A 19,999-nucleotide genomic window follows, 5' to 3' on the forward strand; every position below is an offset into this window, starting at 1 on the left:
CGTCCGTCCGGACGGCGTTGTCGGTGGCGACAGGTTAGCCGCTCGCGACGGAGGGGTGGGACTTCCGTTGTGACGCTATGCAACATTCGTTACGAGCATGTTTCGATTCCCCACATCAACCCTTGTGGAGCCTTCGGATGTGACTAGGGTTCTCAACCAACAGGCGTGGCGGCGGGGGTCGCCGCGTTCCAGCGCGAACTGCGCGAACCACAACGAAAGGGAATCCTCGCCATGCGAAAGAGGATCAAGGGCATCGCCGTGCTGGCCACCGCTGCGGCTGCGGCCGTCGTGCTGGCCGGCTGCTCCGGCGGTGGACAGGCGGGCAACAGCAGCTCCGCGGTCGCCGAGTCGTCGCTGAAGTCGACCGGCTGGACCGTCGCGGACCGCGCGGACGTCAAGGACGGCGGGTCGATCACCCTGCCGATCGACACCGCTCCGGCGAACTTCCAGATCAACAACCTCGACTCCGGAACCGTCGACGACCAGACGATCTCCGGTGCGTACCTGCCGGGCTTCATCCAGTTCAAGGAGAACGGCGAGTGGGAGGTGAACAAGGACTTCGCGACCTCGGTCGAGCTGACCAAGGACTCACCCCAGACCGTCGAGATCAAGATCAACCCGAAGGCCGTGTGGTCTGACGGCACCCCGATCAGCGCGAAGGACGTCATCGCCAACTGGAAGGCGCTGAACGGCACGAACAAGGCCTTCGCGCCCCTCGCCACCAACGTGTGGGAGGACGTCGACTCGGTCAAGCAGGGCTCGGACGAGCGCGACGTCATCATGACGTTCTCGAAGACGAACGCCGACTGGGCGAGCGTCCTGGGCTCCATCTACCCGTACTGGGCCGTCGACACCCCCGAGCACTTCAACACCGCCTGGGCCAAGGGCCCGTACACCGCTGACGGCAAGACCTACGTCTCCGGTGGCCCGTACATCGTGAAGTCCTTCGACGCCAACGGCGGCGTCCTCACGTTCGAGAAGAACTCGAAGTGGTGGGGCGACCCGGGCAAGCTCGACACCATCGTCTTCAAGACGGTCTCGCGTGACGGTGTCGCGCAGGCGTACGGCAACAAGGAACTCGACGCGTTCAACCTGAACGGCAGCGCCGACAACCTCAAGACGGCGAACTCCCGCTCCGACTCGAAGATCGAGCGCTCGCTCGGCACCACGCAGCGGCAGATCACGCTGAACGGCACCTCGGACGTCTTCAAGGACCAGGACGTGCGCCAGGCGTTCGCCCAGGCCATCAACCGCAAGGTCCTCGCCCAGGCGATCCTGTCGCCGGTGAAGAGCCCGGGTGACGTGCTCAACAACCTGACGTACCTGCCCGGTCAGGAGGGGTACAAGGACGACGTCTCGTCGGTCTACGGCTACAGCACCGACAAGGCGAAGTCGAAGCTCGAGGACGCCGGCTGGAAGGTCGGTTCGGACGGCTACGCGACCAAGGGCGGCAAGGAACTCGACGTCCGCTTCGTGATCCCGTCGGACAACCCGAACTCGGCGAACGTCGCGCAGCTCGTGCAGCAGCAGACGAAGCTCGCCGGCTTCAAGGTCACGATCGACACCGTCCCCTCGGACGACTTCTTCACGAAGTACATCACCACCGACGGCCGTGACTTCGACGCCACGTACTTCGCGTGGCAGGGCACGCCGTTCCCGATCTCGTCGCTCAAGTCGATCTACTACCCCGCCGACGCCGGCCAGAACTACACCGGCGTGACGGACGACTCGCTCGGCGCGGCATGGGACAAGGCGAACGCCGAGCTCGACGCCGACGCCCGCATCAAGGACGCGCAGGCGATCGACAAGAAGATCGTCGCCGTCGCCGGCACCATCCCGCTGTTCGCCGAGCCGTACGCCTGGGGTGTGCGCAAGGACCTCGTGAACTACGGGCCCGCGCAGTTCCAGCAGTACTCGGTCAAGTGGCAGGACGTGGGCTACACCAAGTAGTCCCGCGGTCGCACGACCCGCAACGACACCCTCGACGTCGCACGACGTCGGGGTGTCGTTCTGCGTCGGCGGGGAGTGGACGCCGGGACGCTACATCCGGGCCGCCGCCAGCGACGCCGCGATCCCGAGCACGACGAACGCCAGGACCGTCCACCCGTGCACCCGGTGGGTGATCGGCGCCGCCGTCACGGTCGCGGGCGGCGGGCCGTCCTGTGGAGCCGGGGCGGGTACGAGGGCCAGCATCCGCGCGGCCGCAGCGTCGACGTCGAGGTGATCCGGGCCTCCCGGTCGGCCCTGGACCTGGGCGGCGAGCCGCGCGGTCGGGCGCGTCGCGATCCAGACGCGGCGGACGCCCTCGCTCGTGACGACCTCGATGCCGTACTTGGTGCGCACCTCGGTGACGCGCGACCACGTGTAGGTGCTGGTGCGGCGGACGTCCAGGATCCGCAGGTGCTCGGGGGTCAGCTCGATGCGCGGACGCCAGAGCGCGGCCCACGCCACGAACACGATGCAGATGCTCGGGACCGGGACGAGCCACGGGGTGCTGCCACCGAGCAGGGCCACGGGAACGAGCGCCACCGCGACGACCCAGAGGACGATGGCGAGACGGCGGAGGCCCGGGGCGACGATGGTGGTGTGCACCGGACGAGGTTACGAGATGCCTCCCCGGAGACGCCCGGGGAGCGGGTGTGACACACCAGCGCGTATCTCCGGACGACCCGATTCCCCGGGGAGGCAGATCCTGCGTGGACCTCTCGTGCCGACAATGGTCGTCGCCCCCAGTTCGGGTGTCAATACCCCATGGCGACGGATTCCGGGATTCCCCACGCCGGGAGCGGCCGAAGCCGCGGGGTCCGCGGGGTCCGCGGGATCCGCGGGATCCGGTTACGAGACCAGCAGTTCGATCTGTTCACGGATGGTCTCGGCCTTCGGGAACCGCAGACCGACCAGCCCGACGTGCCGCCACCGCACGATGCCGTCGGGGCCGATCACGAACACCGATCGGCGAAGTCCGATCCCCGGCGCACGCACGCCGTAGTCGCGGATCACCGAGCCGGCCGTGTCGCTGAGCAGGGGGAACGTGAGCGAGGAGCCGCGCGCGAACGTCTCGTGCGAGTCGAGGGCCTGCGGGCTGATGCCCCACACCACGGCGCCCAGTTCGTCGAACTCGTCGAGCTCCGCCTGGTAGCTGCACAGCTGCGCGGTGCAGACGGCCGTCGCGTCGCCGGGGTAGAAGGCGAGCACCACGGTCCGGCCGATCTCCGACGACAGGTCGTACTCGTCGTCGGTGCGGACCCCGTCGCGGACGATCATGCCCGGCAGGGTGAACGTCGGCGCGGACTCGCCGACCTCGGGGATGCTCATGTGCTCACGCTACGAGAACAACCGGGGGAACGCGCTCGCGACCCAGGGGTAACCGACGAACACCGCGGCGTCGAGCAGGCAGTGCGTGATGATCAAGGGCATCAGGCGGCCCCACTTCGTGTAGATCCAGCCGAACACGATGCCCATCACGGCGTTGCCGACGAACGCGCCGAAGCCCTGGTACAGGTGGTAGCTCCCGCGCAGCAGTGCCGTCGACAGGATCACCTGCCACCGCCCCCAGCCCAGGTCGCCGAGCCGGGCGTAGAGGTACCCGATCACGATGACCTCCTCCTGCAGGCCGGAGCGGATCGCGGACAGCAGCAGGACCGGCACCGTCCACCAGTACGAGTTCAGGGCAGCGGGGTCCACGTTCACCGTGATGCCGAGCGCACGCCCGGCGAAGTACAGGGCGAGCCCCGGGATCCCGATGCACAGCGCGATGAGCGCCGGACCGCCCAGGTCGGGCTTCACCCGGAACCGGTCGATGCCGAGCCGGGACAGGTGCGGGCGGGACGTGCTCCACAGCAGGAAGCAGACGAGCGCGACCGGTGCCAGGTCCACTGCGATGCCGAGCAGCTGCCGGGCCAGGTCGACGTACTGCACCGTCGTCGACGACGTGTTGAGCGCCGTGGACTGCTCGCCGAGCGGCGTCGTCTGCGACAGGTCGTCGATGATCTGGAGGATCGAGTACAGCGCGCTGGCACCCAGTGAGAGCAGCAGCACGATGGTGATCTCGACCCACGTTCGCCGTCGGCTCATCTGCTGTACTCCTGACGGTTGCGAACTACCGGTAGACTGGCGTGTCGGGCGTTCTGCCCGCGGGTGCGGTGCCGACAAATCACTGGCCCGACACTCTCCCAGAAATTGAAGGATGTCCTGTATGGCGCTCGCCACCCGGTCCGACCTGCGCAACGTCGCCATCGTGGCACACGTCGACCACGGCAAGACCACCCTCGTCGACGCGATGCTCACGCAGACCAACTCGTTCGACGCCCACTTCGAGGGCGAAGACCGCATGATGGACTCGAACGACCTCGAGCGCGAGAAGGGCATCACGATCCTCGCGAAGAACACGTCGGTGCTCTACAACGGCAAGCACGCGACCGAGTTCGGCGCGGACGGCCCCATCACCATCAACGTGATCGACACCCCGGGTCACGCCGACTTCGGTGGTGAGGTCGAGCGCGGCCTCTCCATGGTCGACGGTGTCGTCCTGCTCGTCGACGCGTCCGAGGGCCCGCTGCCCCAGACGCGCTTCGTGCTCCGCAAGGCGCTCGCCGCCAAGCTCCCGGTGATCCTGCTCGTCAACAAGACGGACCGCCCCGACTCCCGCATCGACGAGGTCGTCTCCGAGTCGCAGGACCTGCTCCTCGGCCTGGCGTCCGACCTGTCGGACGAGGTCGACGACCTCGACCTCGACGCGATCCTCGACGTCCCCGTGGTCTACGCCTCGGGCCGTGCCGGTGCCGCGTCGCGCAACAAGCCGGCCGACGGCTCGCTGCCCGACAACGACGACCTCGAGCCGCTGTTCGAAGCGATCCTGCAGCACGTCCCCGCGCCGAAGTACGACGACCAGCACCCGCTGCAGGCCCACGTCACGAACCTCGACGCGTCGCCGTTCCTCGGTCGTCTCGCGCTGCTGCGCATCTTCCACGGCACGATGAAGAAGGGCCAGACGGTCGCGTGGGTCAAGCACGACGGCACCGTCGTGAACGCCCGCATCACCGAGCTCCTCATCACCAAGGCCCTCGAGCGCTACCCGGCCGAGTCGGCGGGCCCCGGTGACATCGTCGCCGTCGCCGGCTTCGACACGATCACCATCGGTGAGACGCTGACCGACCCCGAGGACGTCCGCCCGCTGCCGACCATCACGGTCGACGACCCGGCGATCTCGATGACGATCGGCACGAACACCAGCCCGCTCGTCGGCAAGGTCAAGGGTCACAAGCTGACCGCCCGCATGGTCAAGGAGCGCCTCGACCGCGAGCTCATCGGCAACGTCTCGCTCAAGGTCCTCGACATCGGTCGTCCCGATGCGTGGGAGGTCCAGGGCCGTGGTGAGCTCGCGCTCGCCATCCTGGTCGAGCAGATGCGTCGTGAGGGCTTCGAGCTCACCGTCGGCAAGCCGCAGGTCGTCACGAAGCGTGACGAGAACGGCAAGCTGCAGGAGCCGTACGAGCACATGACGATCGACACGCCGGAGGAGTACCTCGGCGCGATCACGCAGCTCATGGCCGCTCGCAAGGGCCGCATGGAGAACATGACGAACCACGGCACCGGCTGGGTGCGCATGGAGTTCATCGTCCCGTCGCGCGGCCTGATCGGCTTCCGCACGTCGTTCCTGACCGAGACCCGCGGCACCGGCATCGCCAACGCGATCTCGCACGGCTACGACGAGTGGGCCGGCCCGATCCAGACCCGCATCAACGGCTCGATCGTCTCCGACCGCTCGGGTGTCGTCACGCCGTTCGCCATCACGAACCTGCAGGAGCGGATGACGTTCTTCGTCAACCCCACCGAAGAGGTCTACGAGGGCATGGTCATCGGCGAGAACTCGCGCGCCGACGACATGGACGTCAACATCACGAAGGAGAAGAAGCTCACGAACATGCGTTCGGCGAACGCCGACTCCTTCGAGTCGATGACGCCGTCGCGCCAGCTCTCCCTCGAGGAGTGCCTGGAGTTCGCGCGCGAGGACGAGTGCGTCGAGGTCACCCCGGCCGTCGTCCGCATCCGCAAGGTCGAGCTCGACGCGCAGGCCCGCCAGCGCTCGTACGCCCGCCTGAAGCGTCAGGACGCGTAGCGGCTTCGCAGCTGCGCGACGTGTAGCGGCTTCGCAGCTGCGCCACGCGTAGCGGCTTCGCAGCTGCGCGACGCGTAGCGCCCACGGGTACGAGCCCGGCGTACGCCCGCCACGACCGGCCCGGTCACCTCGCACGAGGTGCCCGGGCCGTCGTCGTCCCGACGCCGATCCGCAGCGCGCAGCGAGCAGCGAGCAGGGTCAGCGTCAGACCACTTCGCAGGCGATGCCGGAAGCGACCTCGACCGCCTTCCCCGGTCCGTCGATGCGCACACCGAACGCGTTGACCTGCACGCGGAACTCGGTCGTCGTCCCGGTCGGGTACGCGACGAAGAGTTGCCCGCGGTGCATCGCGGGCGAGGTGCAGCGGACGTCGACGCTCCGCGCACTGGTCCAGGAGCTGCTGATGCCGGCGGTGAGCCAGTCCAACGACGGCCCCGTCGGATTGACGGACCCGTTGAGGGTGACCGAACTCGTCACCGTCTTCGTCTCGGCGATGGAGCAGGTGATGCCGTCGGTCAGGACCTGACACGAGGTCAACGGTCGGAGCTTGTCGATGACACCGGGGCTGGTCGCGATGTGCTGCACGGCGCGGTGGGCGCCACTGGAGGACACGCCAGCTGTGCACCGTGGGTCGGAGCCGGACTTGTCGAACACGAACTCGACACCCGTGCCGGATGCCTGTGACATGGACGTCCACGGGACGCTCGACCGGGAGAGCTCGAGACCGAGGTTCTGCCACTGGCCGTTCTGCACCATTGCATCCCGCGACGACTCCTTGTGGTCGAGGGTCGTCTGACCGGCGAAGTTCTTGCCGTAGACGTACGCGTTGATGTTGCCCTTGCTCCGGCCGTTCGCGGTGATCCGGTACGAGTCGACCGTCGTCGTCCACCGGGTGCCGTCACTGGCGAGTGTCAGGCGCGCTTCACCGGTCATGCCGCCTGCGGAGCACGACACCGTCGTCTCGGTCGAGGGCATGTCGACGAGCGCGGGGGCGATCCCCGCTCCGGACGGAGGGTCGACGGCCGCCGCAGCGGGCGCAGCGGCGATCAGGGTGCTCATCAGGCTGAGCGCGGTCACGGCCAAGGTGGTACTCGATGAGAATTTCACATGACACGTTCTAGCAGTGATGTGCCGACTTGTGAAGATGTTCAACTGCTCGAGAGTTGTAGCGTGGTGCGCGTGACCCTCGACCTCCTCTCGCTGTACCAGGACCTGCACGCCCACCCCGAGCTCGGTTTCCAGGAGCACCGCACTGCGGGCATCGTGGCCGACCGGCTCGCCGAGCTCGGAGGCATCGAGGTGACCACCGGCGTCGGTGGCACCGGTGTCGTCGGCGTCCTGTCGAACGGCGAGGGCCCGGTCGTGTGGCTCCGCGCCGACATGGACGGCCTGCCGGTCCAGGAGCGCACGGGGCTGTCCTACGCCAGCCAGCACCGCGGCACCGACGAGGACGGCAACGACGTCCCGACGATGCACGCCTGCGGCCACGACATCCACGTCACGTGGCTGCTCGGCACGCTCGAGCGCCTCGTCGCCACGAAGGACCAGTGGAGCGGCACGGTCGTCGGCGTCTTCCAGCCGGCGGAGGAAGTCATCTCCGGCGCCCGCGCCATGGTCGAGGACGGCCTGGTCGACCGGTTCCCGAAGCCCGACGTGGTGCTCGGCCAGCACTCGGCTCCGGCCCCGGTCGGCATCGTCGCGATCGGCTCCGGCCCGGTGATGGCGTCGAGCGACCGGCTCACGGTGACCTTCAACGGTCGCGGGGCGCACGGCTCCGCACCACAGGCCTCCCTCGACCCGGTCGTCACCGCCGCGTCCGCCGTCGTCCGGCTGCAGACCGTGGTCTCGCGCGAGGTCTCGCCGAGCGACGCCGGTGTCGTCACCGTCGGCAGCTTCCACGCCGGCACCCGCGCCAACATCATCCCCGACCAGGCCGTCATCGAGATCTCGACGCGTGCCCGCAACGAGGAGACCCGTGCGCGGATCATCGCGTCGATCGAGCGGATCGTCCGTGCCGAGAGCGACGCCGGCGGGCTGCCGGAGCCGACGATCGTGCGGTCGCCCGGTGCCGAGGTGACCGTGAACGACGCGGAGTCCGCTGCCCGGGTGCTCGCGGCCGTCAGCGCCGCCGTGCCGGGTGCGCGCGAGCTCGAGATCGGGCTGGCGATGGCGTCGGAGGACGTCGGGCAGCTCGCGACGGCGGCGGGCGTCCCGCTCGTGTACTGGTTCACGGGGATCACCGACCCGGAGCTGTTCCGCCGTGGCGAGGACATCCCGAGCAACCACTCGCCGTTCTACGCGCCGCAGGCCGAGACCGCGATCCCGGTGGGCGTCGACGCCCTGGTGGCCGCGACGCGCGCCTACGTCGCCTGACGCTTCCTTCCCATCGCGCGGGCGGTGGGAAGCGGGAACAGGCGTACCTGGTCGGAACGAAGGACCAGGTACGCCCGTTTCGGCCAGGTACGCGCGAGGCGGACGGGAGGCGCGGGGCGGCCCCGCCGCGCGGGTGACCGTCCCGGGGACAGGACGTTCACAGCCAACTCGCGTCGTGCCTCCCGGCTCACCCGTTACCGTCGGCGCATGCGTTCCCTCCGTACCCCGCTGATCGCCGCCGTCGCCGCCGGCATCGCCCTGGCCGGACTCACCGGCTGCTCCTCCGACTCCGTGAAGCAGGCGACGGACCTCGGGTCCTCGGTGGCCTCGACGGTCGCGGACGGCGTCGCGGGCATCGACGGCAAGGCGATCCAGGACGGCATGTCCTCGGTCGCGGGCGGTATCGACGGTGCACTCGACACGGCGCTCAAGGGTGCCAACGTCACCTCTGACGGCAAGGTGCCCGACGGGTTCCCGTCGTCCGACGTGCCGCTGGTGGACGGCACGGTGCTCGGCGGGGAGCGGGACCGAACGGCTCCGGGTGGGTCGTGCAGGTGCGCGCCGGGTCGGTCGACGACTTCGCCTCCGCCGCGCAGCAGCTCGCCGACGCCGGCTACACCGAGTCGGCGAAGCGCGCCGACTCGTCGAGTGCCTTCGGGATGTTCCGCAGCGACGGGTACCGCGTCGTGCTCACGTTCTCGGACGGCGACGACGGCGTCACCGCGACCTACATCGTCACGGCCCGCTAGTCCCGTACCCTTGGGGGCGATGTCGAAGGCCTCCGTCACGCGCCCCGAGCGCGTCCTGTTCGTGCACGCCCACCCCGACGACGAGACCCTGTCGTCCGGCGGGACGATCGCGACCCTGCTCGAGCTCGGCGCCGAGGTCACCGTGTTGACGGCGACCCGCGGTGAGCGCGGCGAGATGCTCACCGAGCGGCTCGCCCCCCTGGCCGGCGACGCGCAGCGCGTCGCCGCGCACCGTACGACCGAGATCGACGCGGCGCTCGCGGCCCTCGGTGGCCCGGCGCACCTGTGGCTCGGCGGTCGCGGTGCGCGGCCCACCGATCTGCCGGAACGACGGTACGTCGACTCCGGCATGCAGTGGGGGCCCGACGGTCGGGCGACCGCCGCCGACGACGCCCCCGTCGACTCGCTGACCGCCGCCGACCTGGGCGAGGTCGTCGACGACGTCCGTGCCGCGATCCGCTCCACCGGTGCGGACGCGGTCGTGAGCTACGCCGACGACGGCGGGTACGGCCACCCCGACCACGTGCGTGTGCACCACGCTGCTCGGTACGCGGCCCGGGCGGAAGAGGTCGCGTTCGCGATGATCGTCGCCCCGGACACCGGGGACGCCGACGTCACCGTCGACGTCCTGCCGGTACGGGCGAAGGTGCGTGCCGCCGTCGAGCAGTACCGCTCGCAGGTCACCGTCGACCCGGTCGACCCCGCCGACCCGACCGCGCTGTCGTGGGTGATGCCGCACGGCGTCCGCGAGCACGCCCCCGCCGTCGAGGCCTTCCGGCACGACGCCGACCCGCAGCCCCCGGCACCGCAGACGTACGCCGAGATGTCCGGCCAGGGCAAGGTCGCCGCGGTCGCCGTCGCGCTCGTGCTCGGGCTCGTCACCGGCGGCCTCGGCACCGTGACGCACCAGCAGACCGTCGGCGCCGCCGCGTTCCCGATCGGCATGGTGATCACCACGCTGCTCGTGATCGGGCTGACCGTGGGCATCCGGCTGCTGTACCGGTCGCGGGCGATGGTCGCCGCGATCGGCATCGGCATCCTCGTCGCGACGCAGGTGCTCGTCTCCGTCGGCGGCCAGGGCTCGCCGCTCGTGCTGGCGAACGCGGCCGGGTACGTCTGGACGTTCGCCCCCGCCGTCATCGCCGCCCTGGTGCTCGCGTGGCCGGACCTGTCGGGGCTGCGGTCCCGGACGGCCCCTGGCCGCGAGTAGACTCGAACCCGCTCGTCGAAGGGAGCACCCGAACCGTGACCTACGTGATCGCCCAGCCCTGTGTCGACGTCAAGGACCGTGCCTGCATCGACGAATGCCCCGTCGACTGCATCTACGAGGGCGACCGCTCGCTGTACATCCACCCCGACGAGTGCGTCGACTGCGGTGCGTGCGAGCCGGTGTGCCCGGTCGAGGCCATCTACTACGAGGACGACCTGCCCGACGAGTGGGCCGACTACTACAAGGCCAACGTCGAGTTCTTCCAGGAAGTCGGCTCGCCCGGTGGCGCCGCGAAGGTCGGTGTGATCCACAAGGACCACCCGGTCGTCATGGCCGAACCGCCCCGCGGCTGAGCCGGACACGCACGTGGCGCTCGACCTGCCCGACTTCCCCTGGGACCAGCTCGTCCCGTTCAAGCAGCGCGCGGCCGGGTACGAAGGCGGCATCGTCGACCTCAGCGTCGGTTCGCCCGTCGACCCCACCCCCGAGGTCGTCCGACGCGCCCTCGCCGACGCCACCGACGCGCACGCCTACCCACAGGTCGCCGGCACCCCGGCGCTGCGGCAGGCCATCGCCGACTGGTACGGCCGCCGGCACGGGGTGCAGCTGACCGAGGCGCACACCCTGCCGACGATCGGGTCGAAGGAGTTCATCGCCGGCCTGGCGCTCTGGCTCGGCATCGGCGCCGGCGACACCGTGGCCTTCCCCGCCGCCGCGTACCCCACGTACGAGCTCGGGGCAGCCCTGGTCGGCGCGGACGCCCTCGCCTCGGACGACCCGGCCGCGTGGCCGGCGACGACGAAGCTGGTGTGGCTGAACTCGCCCGGCAACCCCGACGGCCGGGTGCTCTCGATCGACGACCTGCGCGTCGCGGTCGACCAGGCCCGCGAACTCGGTGCCGTCATCGTCGGCGACGAGTGCTACGCCGAGCTCGGCTGGGACCCGCAGTACGCGACCACCCCGACCCCCACGATCCTCGACCCCCGCGTCGTCGGCGACTCGGTCGACGGTGTGCTCAGCGTGTACTCGCTGTCGAAGCAGTCGAACCTGGCCGGGTACCGTGCGGCGTTCGTCGCCGGTGACGCCCGGATCCTTGCCGACGTGCTCGCGGTCCGGAAGCACGCGGGGCTGATGCCGCCGCTGCCGGTGCAGGAAGCGATGATCGTCGCACTCGCGGACCAGACCCACGTGCAGCAGCAGAAGGCCCGCTACCGGGCGCGCCGGAACATGCTCCGACGGGCACTCGAGGACGCCGGCTTCCGCATCGACCACAGCGAGGCCGGCCTGTACCTCTGGGCGACCCGCGGTGAGCCCGCGCTCGACACGGTGTCGTGGTTGGCCGACCGCGGGATCCTCGTCGCACCGGGCACGTTCTACGGCACGGCGGGCGGGGAGCACGTCCGGGTGGCCCTCACCGCGACCGACGAGCGCATCGCCGCGGCGGCCCAGCGGCTGGCCAGCAGCCGTCGGCTCGGCACCGCGTAGCGCGGGGACGGACCCCGCGACCGGGCGGATCGTGCATTCCGCCCGGAGCGCAACCGGGGGTTCCCACCAAGTCGTGACCATCGATGTGTGCACGAGCGACAGACGCCGCGATTAGGCTGTCAACGTGACTGACACTGCCAACGACGCTCAGAAGACGGCCACACCGCCCACGACGCCCGTGCCCGTGAGTCCCGCCGCCGAACAGACGGGCGAGACCGCGACGCTGACGTACCCGGGCGGCAGCGCGGAGTTCCCGATCCTGCCGAGCGTCGACGGCGCGTCCACGATGGACATCTCGACGTTCAAGAAGCAGACCGGGATGAACACGCTCGACTACGGGTTCGTGAACACCGGGTCGACCAAGAGCGCGATCACCTACATCGACGGCGACGAGGGCATCCTGCGGTACCGCGGGTACCCGATCGACCAGGTCGCGTCGAACTGCACCTTCCTCGAGGTCGCGTGGCTCCTGATCTACGGCGAGCTGCCCGACGAGTCCGAACTCGCCGACTTCGACGCCCGGATCCGTCGGCACACCCTGCTGCACGAGGACCTCCGGCGCCTGTTCGACGCGCTCCCGCACTCCGCGCACCCGATGTCCGTGCTGTCCAGCGCCGTCAGCGCCCTGTCGACGTACTACGAGGACGACATGGACGTCGACGACCCGGAGAAGGTCGAGCTGCAGACCGTGCGGCTGCTCGCCAAGCTGCCGGTCATCGCCGCCTACGCGCACAAGAAGTCCATCGGGCAGGCGTTCCTGTACCCGGACAACGGGCTGTCGTTCGTCGACAACTTCCTGCGCCTGAACTTCGGCACCATGGCCGAGACCTACCAGCCGAACCCGGTGCTGTCGAAGGCCCTCGACCGGCTCCTCATCCTGCACGAGGACCACGAGCAGAACGCCTCCACCGCGACGGTCCGCCTGGTCGGCTCGACGAAGGCCAACATGTTCGCCTCGATCTCGGCCGGCATCAACGCCCTGTACGGGCCGCTGCACGGCGGCGCGAACGAGGCCGTGCTCGAGATGCTGCAGCAGATCAAGGACTCCGGCGAGCCCGTGCAGCGCTTCGTCGAGCGGGTGAAGAACAAGGAGCGCGGCGTGAAGCTCATGGGCTTCGGACACCGCGTCTACAAGAACTACGACCCCCGCGCGAAGCTCGTCAAGGAGTCGGCGGACGAGGTCCTCGAGTCCCTCGGCGTGCAGGACGACCTGCTCGACATCGCGAAGGAGCTCGAGCAGATCGCGCTGAGCGACCAGTACTTCATCGACCGCAAGCTCTACCCGAACGTCGACTTCTACACCGGCATCATCTACAAGGCGATGGGCTTCCCGCCGCGCATGTTCACGGTGCTGTTCGCGATCGGCCGCCTGCCCGGCTGGATCGCGCAGTGGCGCGAGCTGAACAACGACCCGCTCAACAAGATCGGTCGCCCGCAGCAGCTCTACGTGGGTGCGCCGAAGCGGGACCTCCCCGCGCGCTGACGCGCGTTCTCACCCGCGAAAGCGACAGAGTCCCGCGAACAGTTCGCAGGACTCTGTCGCTTTCGCGGGCCAGGCCTACGCGTGGAGCGCGGTGTTGAGCTGGATGCCCTCGCCCTTGCGTTGCAGGGCCTCGACCGCGCCGGTCAGGCTGTTGCGCCGGAACAGGACGTTCGGGGTGCCGGACAGCTCGGCGGCCTTGACGGTCTTCGGTGTGCCGTCCGGGTTCGGTGCGGCGCCGACCAGGACGACCTTCGTGCCGGCCGTGACGTACAGGCCGGCCTCGATGACGGAGTCGTCGCCGAGGGAGATGCCGAGACCCGCGTTCGCACCGAGCAGCGCGCGCTCGCCCAGGGAGACCCGGTGCGTGCCGCCGCCGGAGAGCGTGCCCATGATGGACGCACCACCGCCGATGTCGGTGCCGTTGCCGACGACGACGCCCTGCGAGACGCGGCCCTCGATCATGGCGTCGCCGAGCGTGCCGGCGTTGAAGTTCACGAAGCCCTCGTGCATGACGGTCGTGCCCGGTGCCAGGTGCGCACCGAGACGGACGCGGTTGGCGTCACCGATGCGGACGCGGTCCGGCACGACGTAGTCGACCAGTCGCGGGAACTTGTCGATGGCGTGCACGGCGATGCCCGCGCGCTGCAGCGACGGGCGCAGGCGGGTCAGGGACTCCGGGTGGACCGGCCCGGCGTTCGTCCACGCGACGATCGGCAGGTACCCGAAGACACCGTCGAGGTTGATGGTGTTCGGACGTACGTGCAGGTGGCTCAGCAGGTGCAGGCGCAGGTACGCGTCCTCGGTGCTGGTCGGGGCGGCGTCGATGGTGACCTCGGTGGTGACGGCCTCGATCCGGACCTCGCGGCGGGGGGCGTCGCCGACGTGCGCCTGCAGTTCAGCGGGGAACACCGCGTCGGTCGGCAGCGGGCCGAGGTGGGTCTCCGGGTACCAGGTGTCGAGCGTCGTGCCGTCGGCGGCGATCGTCGCGAGGCCGTGGCCCCAGGCGTGCGTCGGGCGGTCGGCGGTGGCGGTCGGGTCGGCGGCAGCGGTCGTGTCGGTCACCGCACCAGGGTACCGACGCACTGGACGGGAGCACCGGACCGACCGGACGGACGCTGCGGAACCGCACCGTGCCTCCCGGGCCGCCGTGCCGTGGGCCAGCGCGACGGGGGCGACGGCAGATAAGGTGACCGCATGCCGGAGCAGCTCGACCTCACCGCCTCGTCCATCGACATCACCCGTGCCATCTGCGACATCGAATCGGTGTCGGGGAACGAGCAGGCCCTCGCCGACGCGATCGAGGCGGTGCTCGCACCGCTGCCGCACCTCGAGGTGATCCGGGACGGCGACGCGATCGTCGCCCGCACGAACCTCGGCCGCGACCGCCGCGTCGTCATCGCCGGGCACATCGACACCGTGCCGCTCAACGACAACCTGCCCACCGAGTTCCGCACCGCCGAGGACGGCACCGAGATCCTGTGGGGTCGCGGCACCGTCGACATGAAGGCGGGCTGTGCAGTGCAGCTCAAGCTCGCGTACGACCTGGTCGAGCCCTCGGTCGACGTCACGTGGGTCTGGTACGACCACGAAGAGGTCAGCGACCTGCTGAACGGCCTCGGTCGTCTCGCCCGGACCCGTCCGGAACTGCTGGCCGCCGACTTCGCCATCCTGGGGGAGCCGTCCGGCGCGCAGATCGAGGGTGGCTGCAACGGCAACCTCCGCGCCGAGATCCGCACGTTCGGCAAGCGCTCGCACAGCGCCCGCAGCTGGATCGGGGACAACGCGATCCACAAGACGGCACCGATCCTCGCCACGCTGGCCGCCTACGAGCCCCGCACTGTGACGGTCGACGGGCTCGAGTACCGCGAGGGCCTCAACGCCGTCGGGATCAGCGGCGGCATCGCGGGCAACATCATCCCGGACGAGGCGATGGTGCACGTGAACTACCGCTTCGCGCCGTCGCGTTCGGCCGACGAGGCCGTGGCGCACATCCGCGAGCTCTTCGACGGCTACGACGTGACCATCGTCGACCTCGCGGCCGGCGCCCGCCCCGGTCTCGACGCCCCGCTCGCGCAGGACTTCGTGTCGGCGGTCGGTGGCCCGGAGCCCCGCCCGAAGTACGGCTGGACCGACGTCGCCCGCTTCTCGGCGCTCGGGGTGCCCGCGGTCAACTACGGCCCCGGTGAGCCCGTCTTCGCCCACCACGACGACGAGCAGGTCCCGGTCGCGCAGATCACCGCGGTCGAGGCCGGCCTCCGTCGGTGGCTGACGGCCTGACGACGGCCGGGGCCACCCGGCCGACTCCTGCACGCACCCGTTGGCGCGCCCGCTACCGGGTGGTGCCGTGGTGGGTCCGCATCACGGTCGTCTACGTGCTCGCCCGGTTCGTCACCGGACTGATGATGCAGGCCTTCGCGAGTGTGCAGGCGGCGAACTCGTTCACCGTCCAGCACCCGGCGTACCTGTCGTTCGCGTCCATCTGGGACGGCGCCTGGTACCGCGTGATCGCGACCGGCGGCTACCCGTCGACCCTGCCAGTGGACACGGCAGGGCACGTGACCGAGAACGCGTGGGCGTTCATGCCCGCGTACCCGTTCCTGGTGCGCGGCCTGATGCTGCTCACCGGCGCGTCGTTCGAGTTCGTCGCGGTGGCGGTCTCGCTGCTCGCCGGGCTCGGCGCTGCACTGGTGTTCCGTCGCCTGATGGGGCGCTTCCTCGACCCGGCGCGGGCGACCTTCGCCACGGTGCTGTTCTGCGCCGCGCCCGTGTCGGCGATATTCCAGGTGGCGTACGCCGAGTCGATGGGGCTGTTCCTGCTGCTCGTCGCGCTGCTGCTCATGGTCGACCGACGGTGGTGGACGATGCTGCCCGTCGTGCTGCTGCTCGGGATGACCCGGCCGACCGGGCTCGCCTTCGCGCTGCTCGTCGTGCTGTTCGTCGGCGCGTGGGCGATCCGGCCCGCGTGGGTGCGGTCGTCGGAGCCGCTCACCCTGCGCCGCCTCGTGCCGCCCGCCGTGGTCGCGGTCGTGTCCGGACTGGTCGGCCTGGCGTGGCCGGCGATCGCCTGGGCCGTCACCGGGGTGCCCAAGGCCTACACCGACACCGAGCTCGCCTGGCGGTCGTCCTACGTCGGGTGGCAGGAGCTCGTGCCGTTCGCGCCGTGGATCCAGGGCTTCGGGTGGTGGTTCCACCAGCCGGCCGGCGGGATCCTGCTGGCCGTCGTGGTCGTCGGCTTCGTGGCGTTCGTGTGCATGCCCGCAGCACGGGTGATCGGGATCGAGCTGCGCCTCTGGGGCATCGCCTACGTCGTGTACCTGCTCGCCGTGTTCTTCCCGCAGTCGAGCACCTGGCGGATCCTGGTGCCGATCGCGCCACTGCTCGGCATCGTGGCGTTGCCGCGGTCCCGCGTCTACTGGGTGGCCGTCGTGGTGGCGTTCGTCGGGCTGCAGTGGGTCTGGCTGTACTACTGCTGGTGGGTCGATGGCTACGACTGGACCCCGCCGTGATCGGCACGGCGCTCACGGGCCTGGGCGCGGGCCAGGAGCCGTGCGGCGGGGCCGCTCCGCTCGCGCTTCGGCACCGTCGCTGACATCGGCTCCGGGTCACCCGGTCGCCAGTTCGCCGCCGCCACGACCATCGCGTTGACGGTGGCGATGAACGGCACCGCGAAGAACGCGCCGACGACACCCGCGATCGTCGTGCCCGCGGTCACCCCGAGGACGACCCCGAGCGGGTGGACCTTGACGGCCGTGCCGGTCAGGAACGGGTGCAGGACGTGGCTCTCGAGCTGCTGCACGACCACCACGATGCCGAGCATCACGAGCGCCGGCACCCAGCCGTTGAAGACCAGGGCGATGAGCACCGCGACCGCACCGGCGACGATCGCCCCGACGACGGGGACGAACGCGCCGAAGAACACGATGACGCCGATCGGGATCGCCAGCGGGATCTGCAGGGCGAGCGCGCCGATCGTCACGCCGAGGGCATCGGTGACGGCGACGACCAGCTGGACGCGGATGAAGCTCGTCAGCGTCTTCCAGCCGGCGTGCCCGGCGACGTCGATGCGCGCACGTGCGCGCCGTGGGAAGAGCCGGACGACCCACCCCCAGATGCGCGGGCCGTCGATCAGTACGAACAGCGTCGTGAACACGATGATGAACAGCCCCTCGAGCACGTGCACGGCGCCGGTGCCGGCGGCCTGGAACCCGGACAGGATCGTCGCGGCGTGCGCCTGCAGGTAGTCGAAGCCGTTCGACACCCACGAGTCGACGTCCTTCGCCGTGATCCCGAACGGCTCGCTGTCGAGCAGGGTCCGCAGGGACTGCACGCTGTGGTGGAGCCGGCGTTCGAGCGACGGCAGGTCGGACCGCACCTGCTCGGTGACGAGCAGCGCCAGCCCACCGAGCGCCAGCACCAAGGCGACCAGGCTCGACAGCACCGCCGTCCACTTCGGCCACCGGTGCCGCTGCAGGAACGACGACATCGGCATGAGCAGTGCGCACACGAGCAGCGCGATGAGGAACGGCACCACGATGTCCTGCAGCAGCACGACCAGGGCCACCAGGAGGGCGAGGCCGGCACCCACGACGAGGATGCGCCAGGTGAACGCCGCGCCGATCCGCAGGCCGGCGGGCACTGCGTCGTCGGACCTGCCGGTTGGCTCGGACCGGTCGGGTCGCCCGCTGGGGGACTGACGGCGCATGGAGCGGATGTTCGGCATCCGCCAAGGTTACGAACGGAACCCGCGAAGATCCGGCGATCCGACACCCCCAACCTGGGCGGTTTCGCAGTTGCCCCATCAATACGAGATAATGAGCGGGCATGTACTGCACGAAAGGGGACATCTGATGGCAGCCATGAAGCCGAGGACCGGTGACGGGCCGATGGAGGCTGTTAAGGAGGGTCGACTCATCATCGTGCGGGTTCCGCTCGAAGGAGGAGGCCGCCTGGTCGTCTCGGTCAACGATGCCGAGGCCAAGGAACTCCATGACGCACTCGCTGAGGTCGTCTCGGCCTAGTAGTCGAAAGCACCAGAACGACGGGTCCGGAGCGTGTACGCGCCGGGCCCGTCGTCTGCGTCCGGGGTGCCGCGCCGTCGGCGTCCGCGCCCGTCGCGCTGTCGGTCGGGTCCGGCAGGATGGCCTCGTGCCGAGGACCCACATGCCGATCCGCCGCGTCGAGGAGCACCGCGACCCGGACCCGATGCCGCGCGACGTGTGGCCGGCGACGCTGCCCCCGGTGCGGCAGCTGCTCGACGAGGGACTCGACCTCGACCCGGTGACGGTGTTCGTCGGCGACAACGGTGTCGGCAAGTCCACCCTGATCGAGGCGATCGCGCTCCGGTTCGGCATGTCACCCGAGGGCGGCTCCACCTTGGCGAACCACTCGACGCGTCCGTCCGAGTCGTCGCTGTGGCAGCACATCGTCCTCCGCCGTGACTTCGGTGCGCCCCGCGGCGGGTTCTTCCTGCGCGCCGAGACCATGCACGGCTTCTTCACCTACCTCGAGGACAATCCCAACCACTCCCGCCCCGAGCCGGTGTTCCACGAGCGCAGCCACGGTGAGTCGTTCCTCGACTTCGTCATCGACCGCGCGCAGTGGCCGGGGCTCTGGATCCTCGACGAACCGGAGTCGGCGCTGTCCTTCTCCGGGTGTCTGACGCTCATCGCGCTGCTGCGGTCGATCGTCGACAGCGGGGTCGGGCAGGTCGTGCTCTCGACGCACTCACCGGTCCTGGCGGCGTTCCCCGGCGCGACGATCCACGAGGTCGGCGAGTGGGGGTTCCGGCGCACCGAGTGGGAGGACCTCGACCTGGTGCGCAACCAGCGGTCGTTCCTCGAGTCCCCGGAGCGGTACTTGCGGCACCTGGAGTGACCGACAGGGGACGGCGCTACGCGGTGACCTTCGTCAGCTGCAGCAGCCCGTCGCCGGCCGGCGAGAGCGCACTGCGCACCGCACCCGACGTCGACACCTCGGTCAGCAGCAGCCGGAAGTCGGTCGTCGCCCGGTCGCGCTTGACGGGGTCGGCGACGCGTCCGCGCCACAGCGCGTGCGGCACCAGGACGGTCCCGCCGAGGCGCGCGAGCCGCAGCCCGTGCTCGACGTACTCGATGACGTGCTCGGGGTCGGCGTCCACCAGGACGACGTCGTACGACGCCTCGTTCATCCGGGGGAGCACCTGGTTCGCGCGACCAGGGATGAGCCGGATCCGAGCGGGGGCGGTGCCGGCGCTGATGTAGGCGTCGCGGGCGAACTGCTGGTGGTCGACCTCGACGTCGATCGTGGTCAGGGTCGCGTCCGGCGCGCCGCCGAGCAGGTACAGCCCGGAGACTCCCAGGCCCGTCCCGATCTCGATGATGCTCGTGGCTCGGGAGGCTGCGGCGATGACACCGATCTGCGCGCCGATCGCGGGCGAGATCGCTTCGACACCGAGCTCCAGGGAGTGCTCACGAGCGCGGGCGATCGCCTCGGACTCCGAGACGATGTCCTCGGCGAACTTCCAGTTCGACTCTTTCTCTGACACGCACACTCCGTTCGGTTGACAACTCTAGGGGTGCATCGGAGCCGTACGGGTTAGGCTC

General features: G+C 69.9%; 19 protein-coding genes. 12 read left to right on the forward strand and 7 right to left on the reverse strand.

The genetic code is table 11. The annotated features are described in order from the left end of the window. The first annotated feature begins 231 nt into the window (after window positions 1–231). Window positions 232–1,950 (forward strand): ABC transporter family substrate-binding protein, encoded by a 1,719-nt coding sequence (locus ACZZ0J_RS17780; RefSeq protein WP_463437887.1) that lies wholly within the window; start codon window positions 232–234, stop codon window positions 1,948–1,950. Between the two features lie 90 nt (window positions 1,951–2,040). On the opposite strand, the gene ACZZ0J_RS17785 is transcribed toward ACZZ0J_RS17780, so the two are convergent. From ACZZ0J_RS17785 to ACZZ0J_RS17795, 3 genes are all read right to left on the reverse strand, one after another. Then, window positions 2,041–2,592 (reverse strand): hypothetical protein, encoded by a 552-nt coding sequence (locus ACZZ0J_RS17785; protein ID WP_463437888.1) that lies wholly within the window; start codon window positions 2,590–2,592, stop codon window positions 2,041–2,043. Between the two features lie 243 nt (window positions 2,593–2,835). After that, window positions 2,836–3,315, reverse strand: a complete 480-nt coding sequence (locus ACZZ0J_RS17790; RefSeq protein ID WP_123673108.1) for a peroxiredoxin — start codon at window positions 3,313–3,315, stop codon at window positions 2,836–2,838. 9 nt (window positions 3,316–3,324) lie between these two features. Further along, window positions 3,325–4,074, reverse strand: a complete 750-nt coding sequence (locus ACZZ0J_RS17795; RefSeq protein ID WP_123294108.1) for a CPBP family intramembrane glutamic endopeptidase — start codon at window positions 4,072–4,074, stop codon at window positions 3,325–3,327. Between the two features lie 121 nt (window positions 4,075–4,195). On the opposite strand from ACZZ0J_RS17795, the gene typA reads away from it, so the two are divergent. Further along, window positions 4,196–6,118 carry a translational GTPase TypA gene (gene typA / locus ACZZ0J_RS17800; RefSeq protein WP_111084979.1) on the forward strand — a complete coding sequence of 641 codons (1,923 nt, stop codon included), beginning with the start codon at window positions 4,196–4,198 and terminating at the stop codon, window positions 6,116–6,118. 204 nt (window positions 6,119–6,322) lie between these two features. Here typA and ACZZ0J_RS17805 read toward each other — a convergent pair whose 3' ends face one another. Then, the gene (locus tag ACZZ0J_RS17805; protein ID WP_463437889.1) at window positions 6,323–7,195 is read right to left on the reverse strand and encodes a hypothetical protein; all 873 of its coding nucleotides are present in this window, start codon (window positions 7,193–7,195) and stop codon (window positions 6,323–6,325) included. Window positions 7,196–7,297: 102 nt separating this feature from the next. On the opposite strand from ACZZ0J_RS17805, the gene ACZZ0J_RS17810 reads away from it, so the two are divergent. The 6 genes from ACZZ0J_RS17810 to ACZZ0J_RS17835 all read left to right on the forward strand — a co-directional run bounded on the left by ACZZ0J_RS17810 (window position 7,298) and on the right by ACZZ0J_RS17835 (window position 13,418). Next, entirely contained in the window at window positions 7,298–8,491 is a 1,194-nt protein-coding gene (locus ACZZ0J_RS17810) for an amidohydrolase (RefSeq protein WP_214546833.1), read from the forward strand. Between the two features lie 548 nt (window positions 8,492–9,039). Beyond that, window positions 9,040–9,240 (forward strand): hypothetical protein, encoded by a 201-nt coding sequence (locus ACZZ0J_RS17815; protein WP_463437890.1) that lies wholly within the window; start codon window positions 9,040–9,042, stop codon window positions 9,238–9,240. A gap of 19 nt (window positions 9,241–9,259) precedes the next feature. Further along, window positions 9,260–10,450 carry a PIG-L family deacetylase gene (locus ACZZ0J_RS17820; protein ID WP_463437891.1) on the forward strand — a complete coding sequence of 397 codons (1,191 nt, stop codon included), beginning with the start codon at window positions 9,260–9,262 and terminating at the stop codon, window positions 10,448–10,450. A 35-nt stretch (window positions 10,451–10,485) separates the two neighbouring features. After that, window positions 10,486–10,803, forward strand: coding sequence for a ferredoxin (fdxA, locus tag ACZZ0J_RS17825; RefSeq protein WP_069711637.1), 318 nt, complete (start codon window positions 10,486–10,488; stop codon window positions 10,801–10,803). 13 nt (window positions 10,804–10,816) lie between these two features. Continuing rightward, window positions 10,817–11,935 carry a succinyldiaminopimelate transaminase gene (gene dapC, locus ACZZ0J_RS17830; protein WP_463437892.1) on the forward strand — a complete coding sequence of 373 codons (1,119 nt, stop codon included), beginning with the start codon at window positions 10,817–10,819 and terminating at the stop codon, window positions 11,933–11,935. 184 nt (window positions 11,936–12,119) lie between these two features. Continuing rightward, entirely contained in the window at window positions 12,120–13,418 is a 1,299-nt protein-coding gene (locus tag ACZZ0J_RS17835; protein ID WP_123340789.1) for a citrate synthase, read from the forward strand. 75 nt (window positions 13,419–13,493) lie between these two features. Here the strand turns inward: ACZZ0J_RS17835 and dapD are convergent, their stop codons facing one another. After that, window positions 13,494–14,480 (reverse strand): 2,3,4,5-tetrahydropyridine-2,6-dicarboxylate N-succinyltransferase, encoded by a 987-nt coding sequence (dapD, locus tag ACZZ0J_RS17840; protein WP_463437893.1) that lies wholly within the window; start codon window positions 14,478–14,480, stop codon window positions 13,494–13,496. Between the two features lie 132 nt (window positions 14,481–14,612). Between dapD and dapE the strand changes: the two genes are divergently transcribed. Together dapE and ACZZ0J_RS17850 are read left to right on the forward strand one after the other, a co-directional pair. Beyond that, complete coding sequence (gene dapE / locus ACZZ0J_RS17845; RefSeq protein WP_123294103.1) at window positions 14,613–15,695, forward strand: succinyl-diaminopimelate desuccinylase; 1,083 nt, start codon at window positions 14,613–14,615, stop codon at window positions 15,693–15,695. Beyond that, entirely contained in the window at window positions 15,680–16,924 is a 1,245-nt protein-coding gene (locus ACZZ0J_RS17850; RefSeq protein ID WP_463437894.1) for a hypothetical protein, read from the forward strand. Before dapE ends, ACZZ0J_RS17850 begins: the two co-directional genes overlap by 16 nt. Here the strand turns inward: ACZZ0J_RS17850 and ACZZ0J_RS17855 are convergent. After that, window positions 16,903–18,054, reverse strand: coding sequence for an AI-2E family transporter (locus ACZZ0J_RS17855; RefSeq protein WP_194648333.1), 1,152 nt, complete (start codon window positions 18,052–18,054; stop codon window positions 16,903–16,905). The two genes, ACZZ0J_RS17850 and ACZZ0J_RS17855, sit on opposite strands and share 22 nt — an antisense overlap. Window positions 18,055–18,265: 211 nt before the next feature. Here ACZZ0J_RS17855 and ACZZ0J_RS17860 point away from each other — a divergent pair, with 211 nt between their 5' ends. Together ACZZ0J_RS17860 and ACZZ0J_RS17865 are read left to right on the forward strand one after the other, a co-directional pair. Then, a complete protein-coding gene (locus ACZZ0J_RS17860; protein WP_017887054.1) occupies window positions 18,266–18,436 on the forward strand; it encodes a DUF3117 domain-containing protein in 171 nt (56 codons plus the stop codon). Window positions 18,437–18,578: 142 nt separating this feature from the next. Continuing rightward, the gene (locus ACZZ0J_RS17865) at window positions 18,579–19,292 is read left to right on the forward strand and encodes an AAA family ATPase (RefSeq protein WP_463437895.1); all 714 of its coding nucleotides are present in this window, start codon (window positions 18,579–18,581) and stop codon (window positions 19,290–19,292) included. Between the two features lie 16 nt (window positions 19,293–19,308). Here the strand turns inward: ACZZ0J_RS17865 and ACZZ0J_RS17870 are convergent, their stop codons facing one another. Further along, window positions 19,309–19,941: an O-methyltransferase gene (locus tag ACZZ0J_RS17870; protein WP_123294100.1), complete on the reverse strand. Its 633-nt coding sequence runs from the start codon at window positions 19,939–19,941 to the stop codon at window positions 19,309–19,311. Window positions 19,942–19,999: the final 58 nt, after the last annotated feature.

Source organism: Curtobacterium sp. AC272, assembly GCF_979258155.1.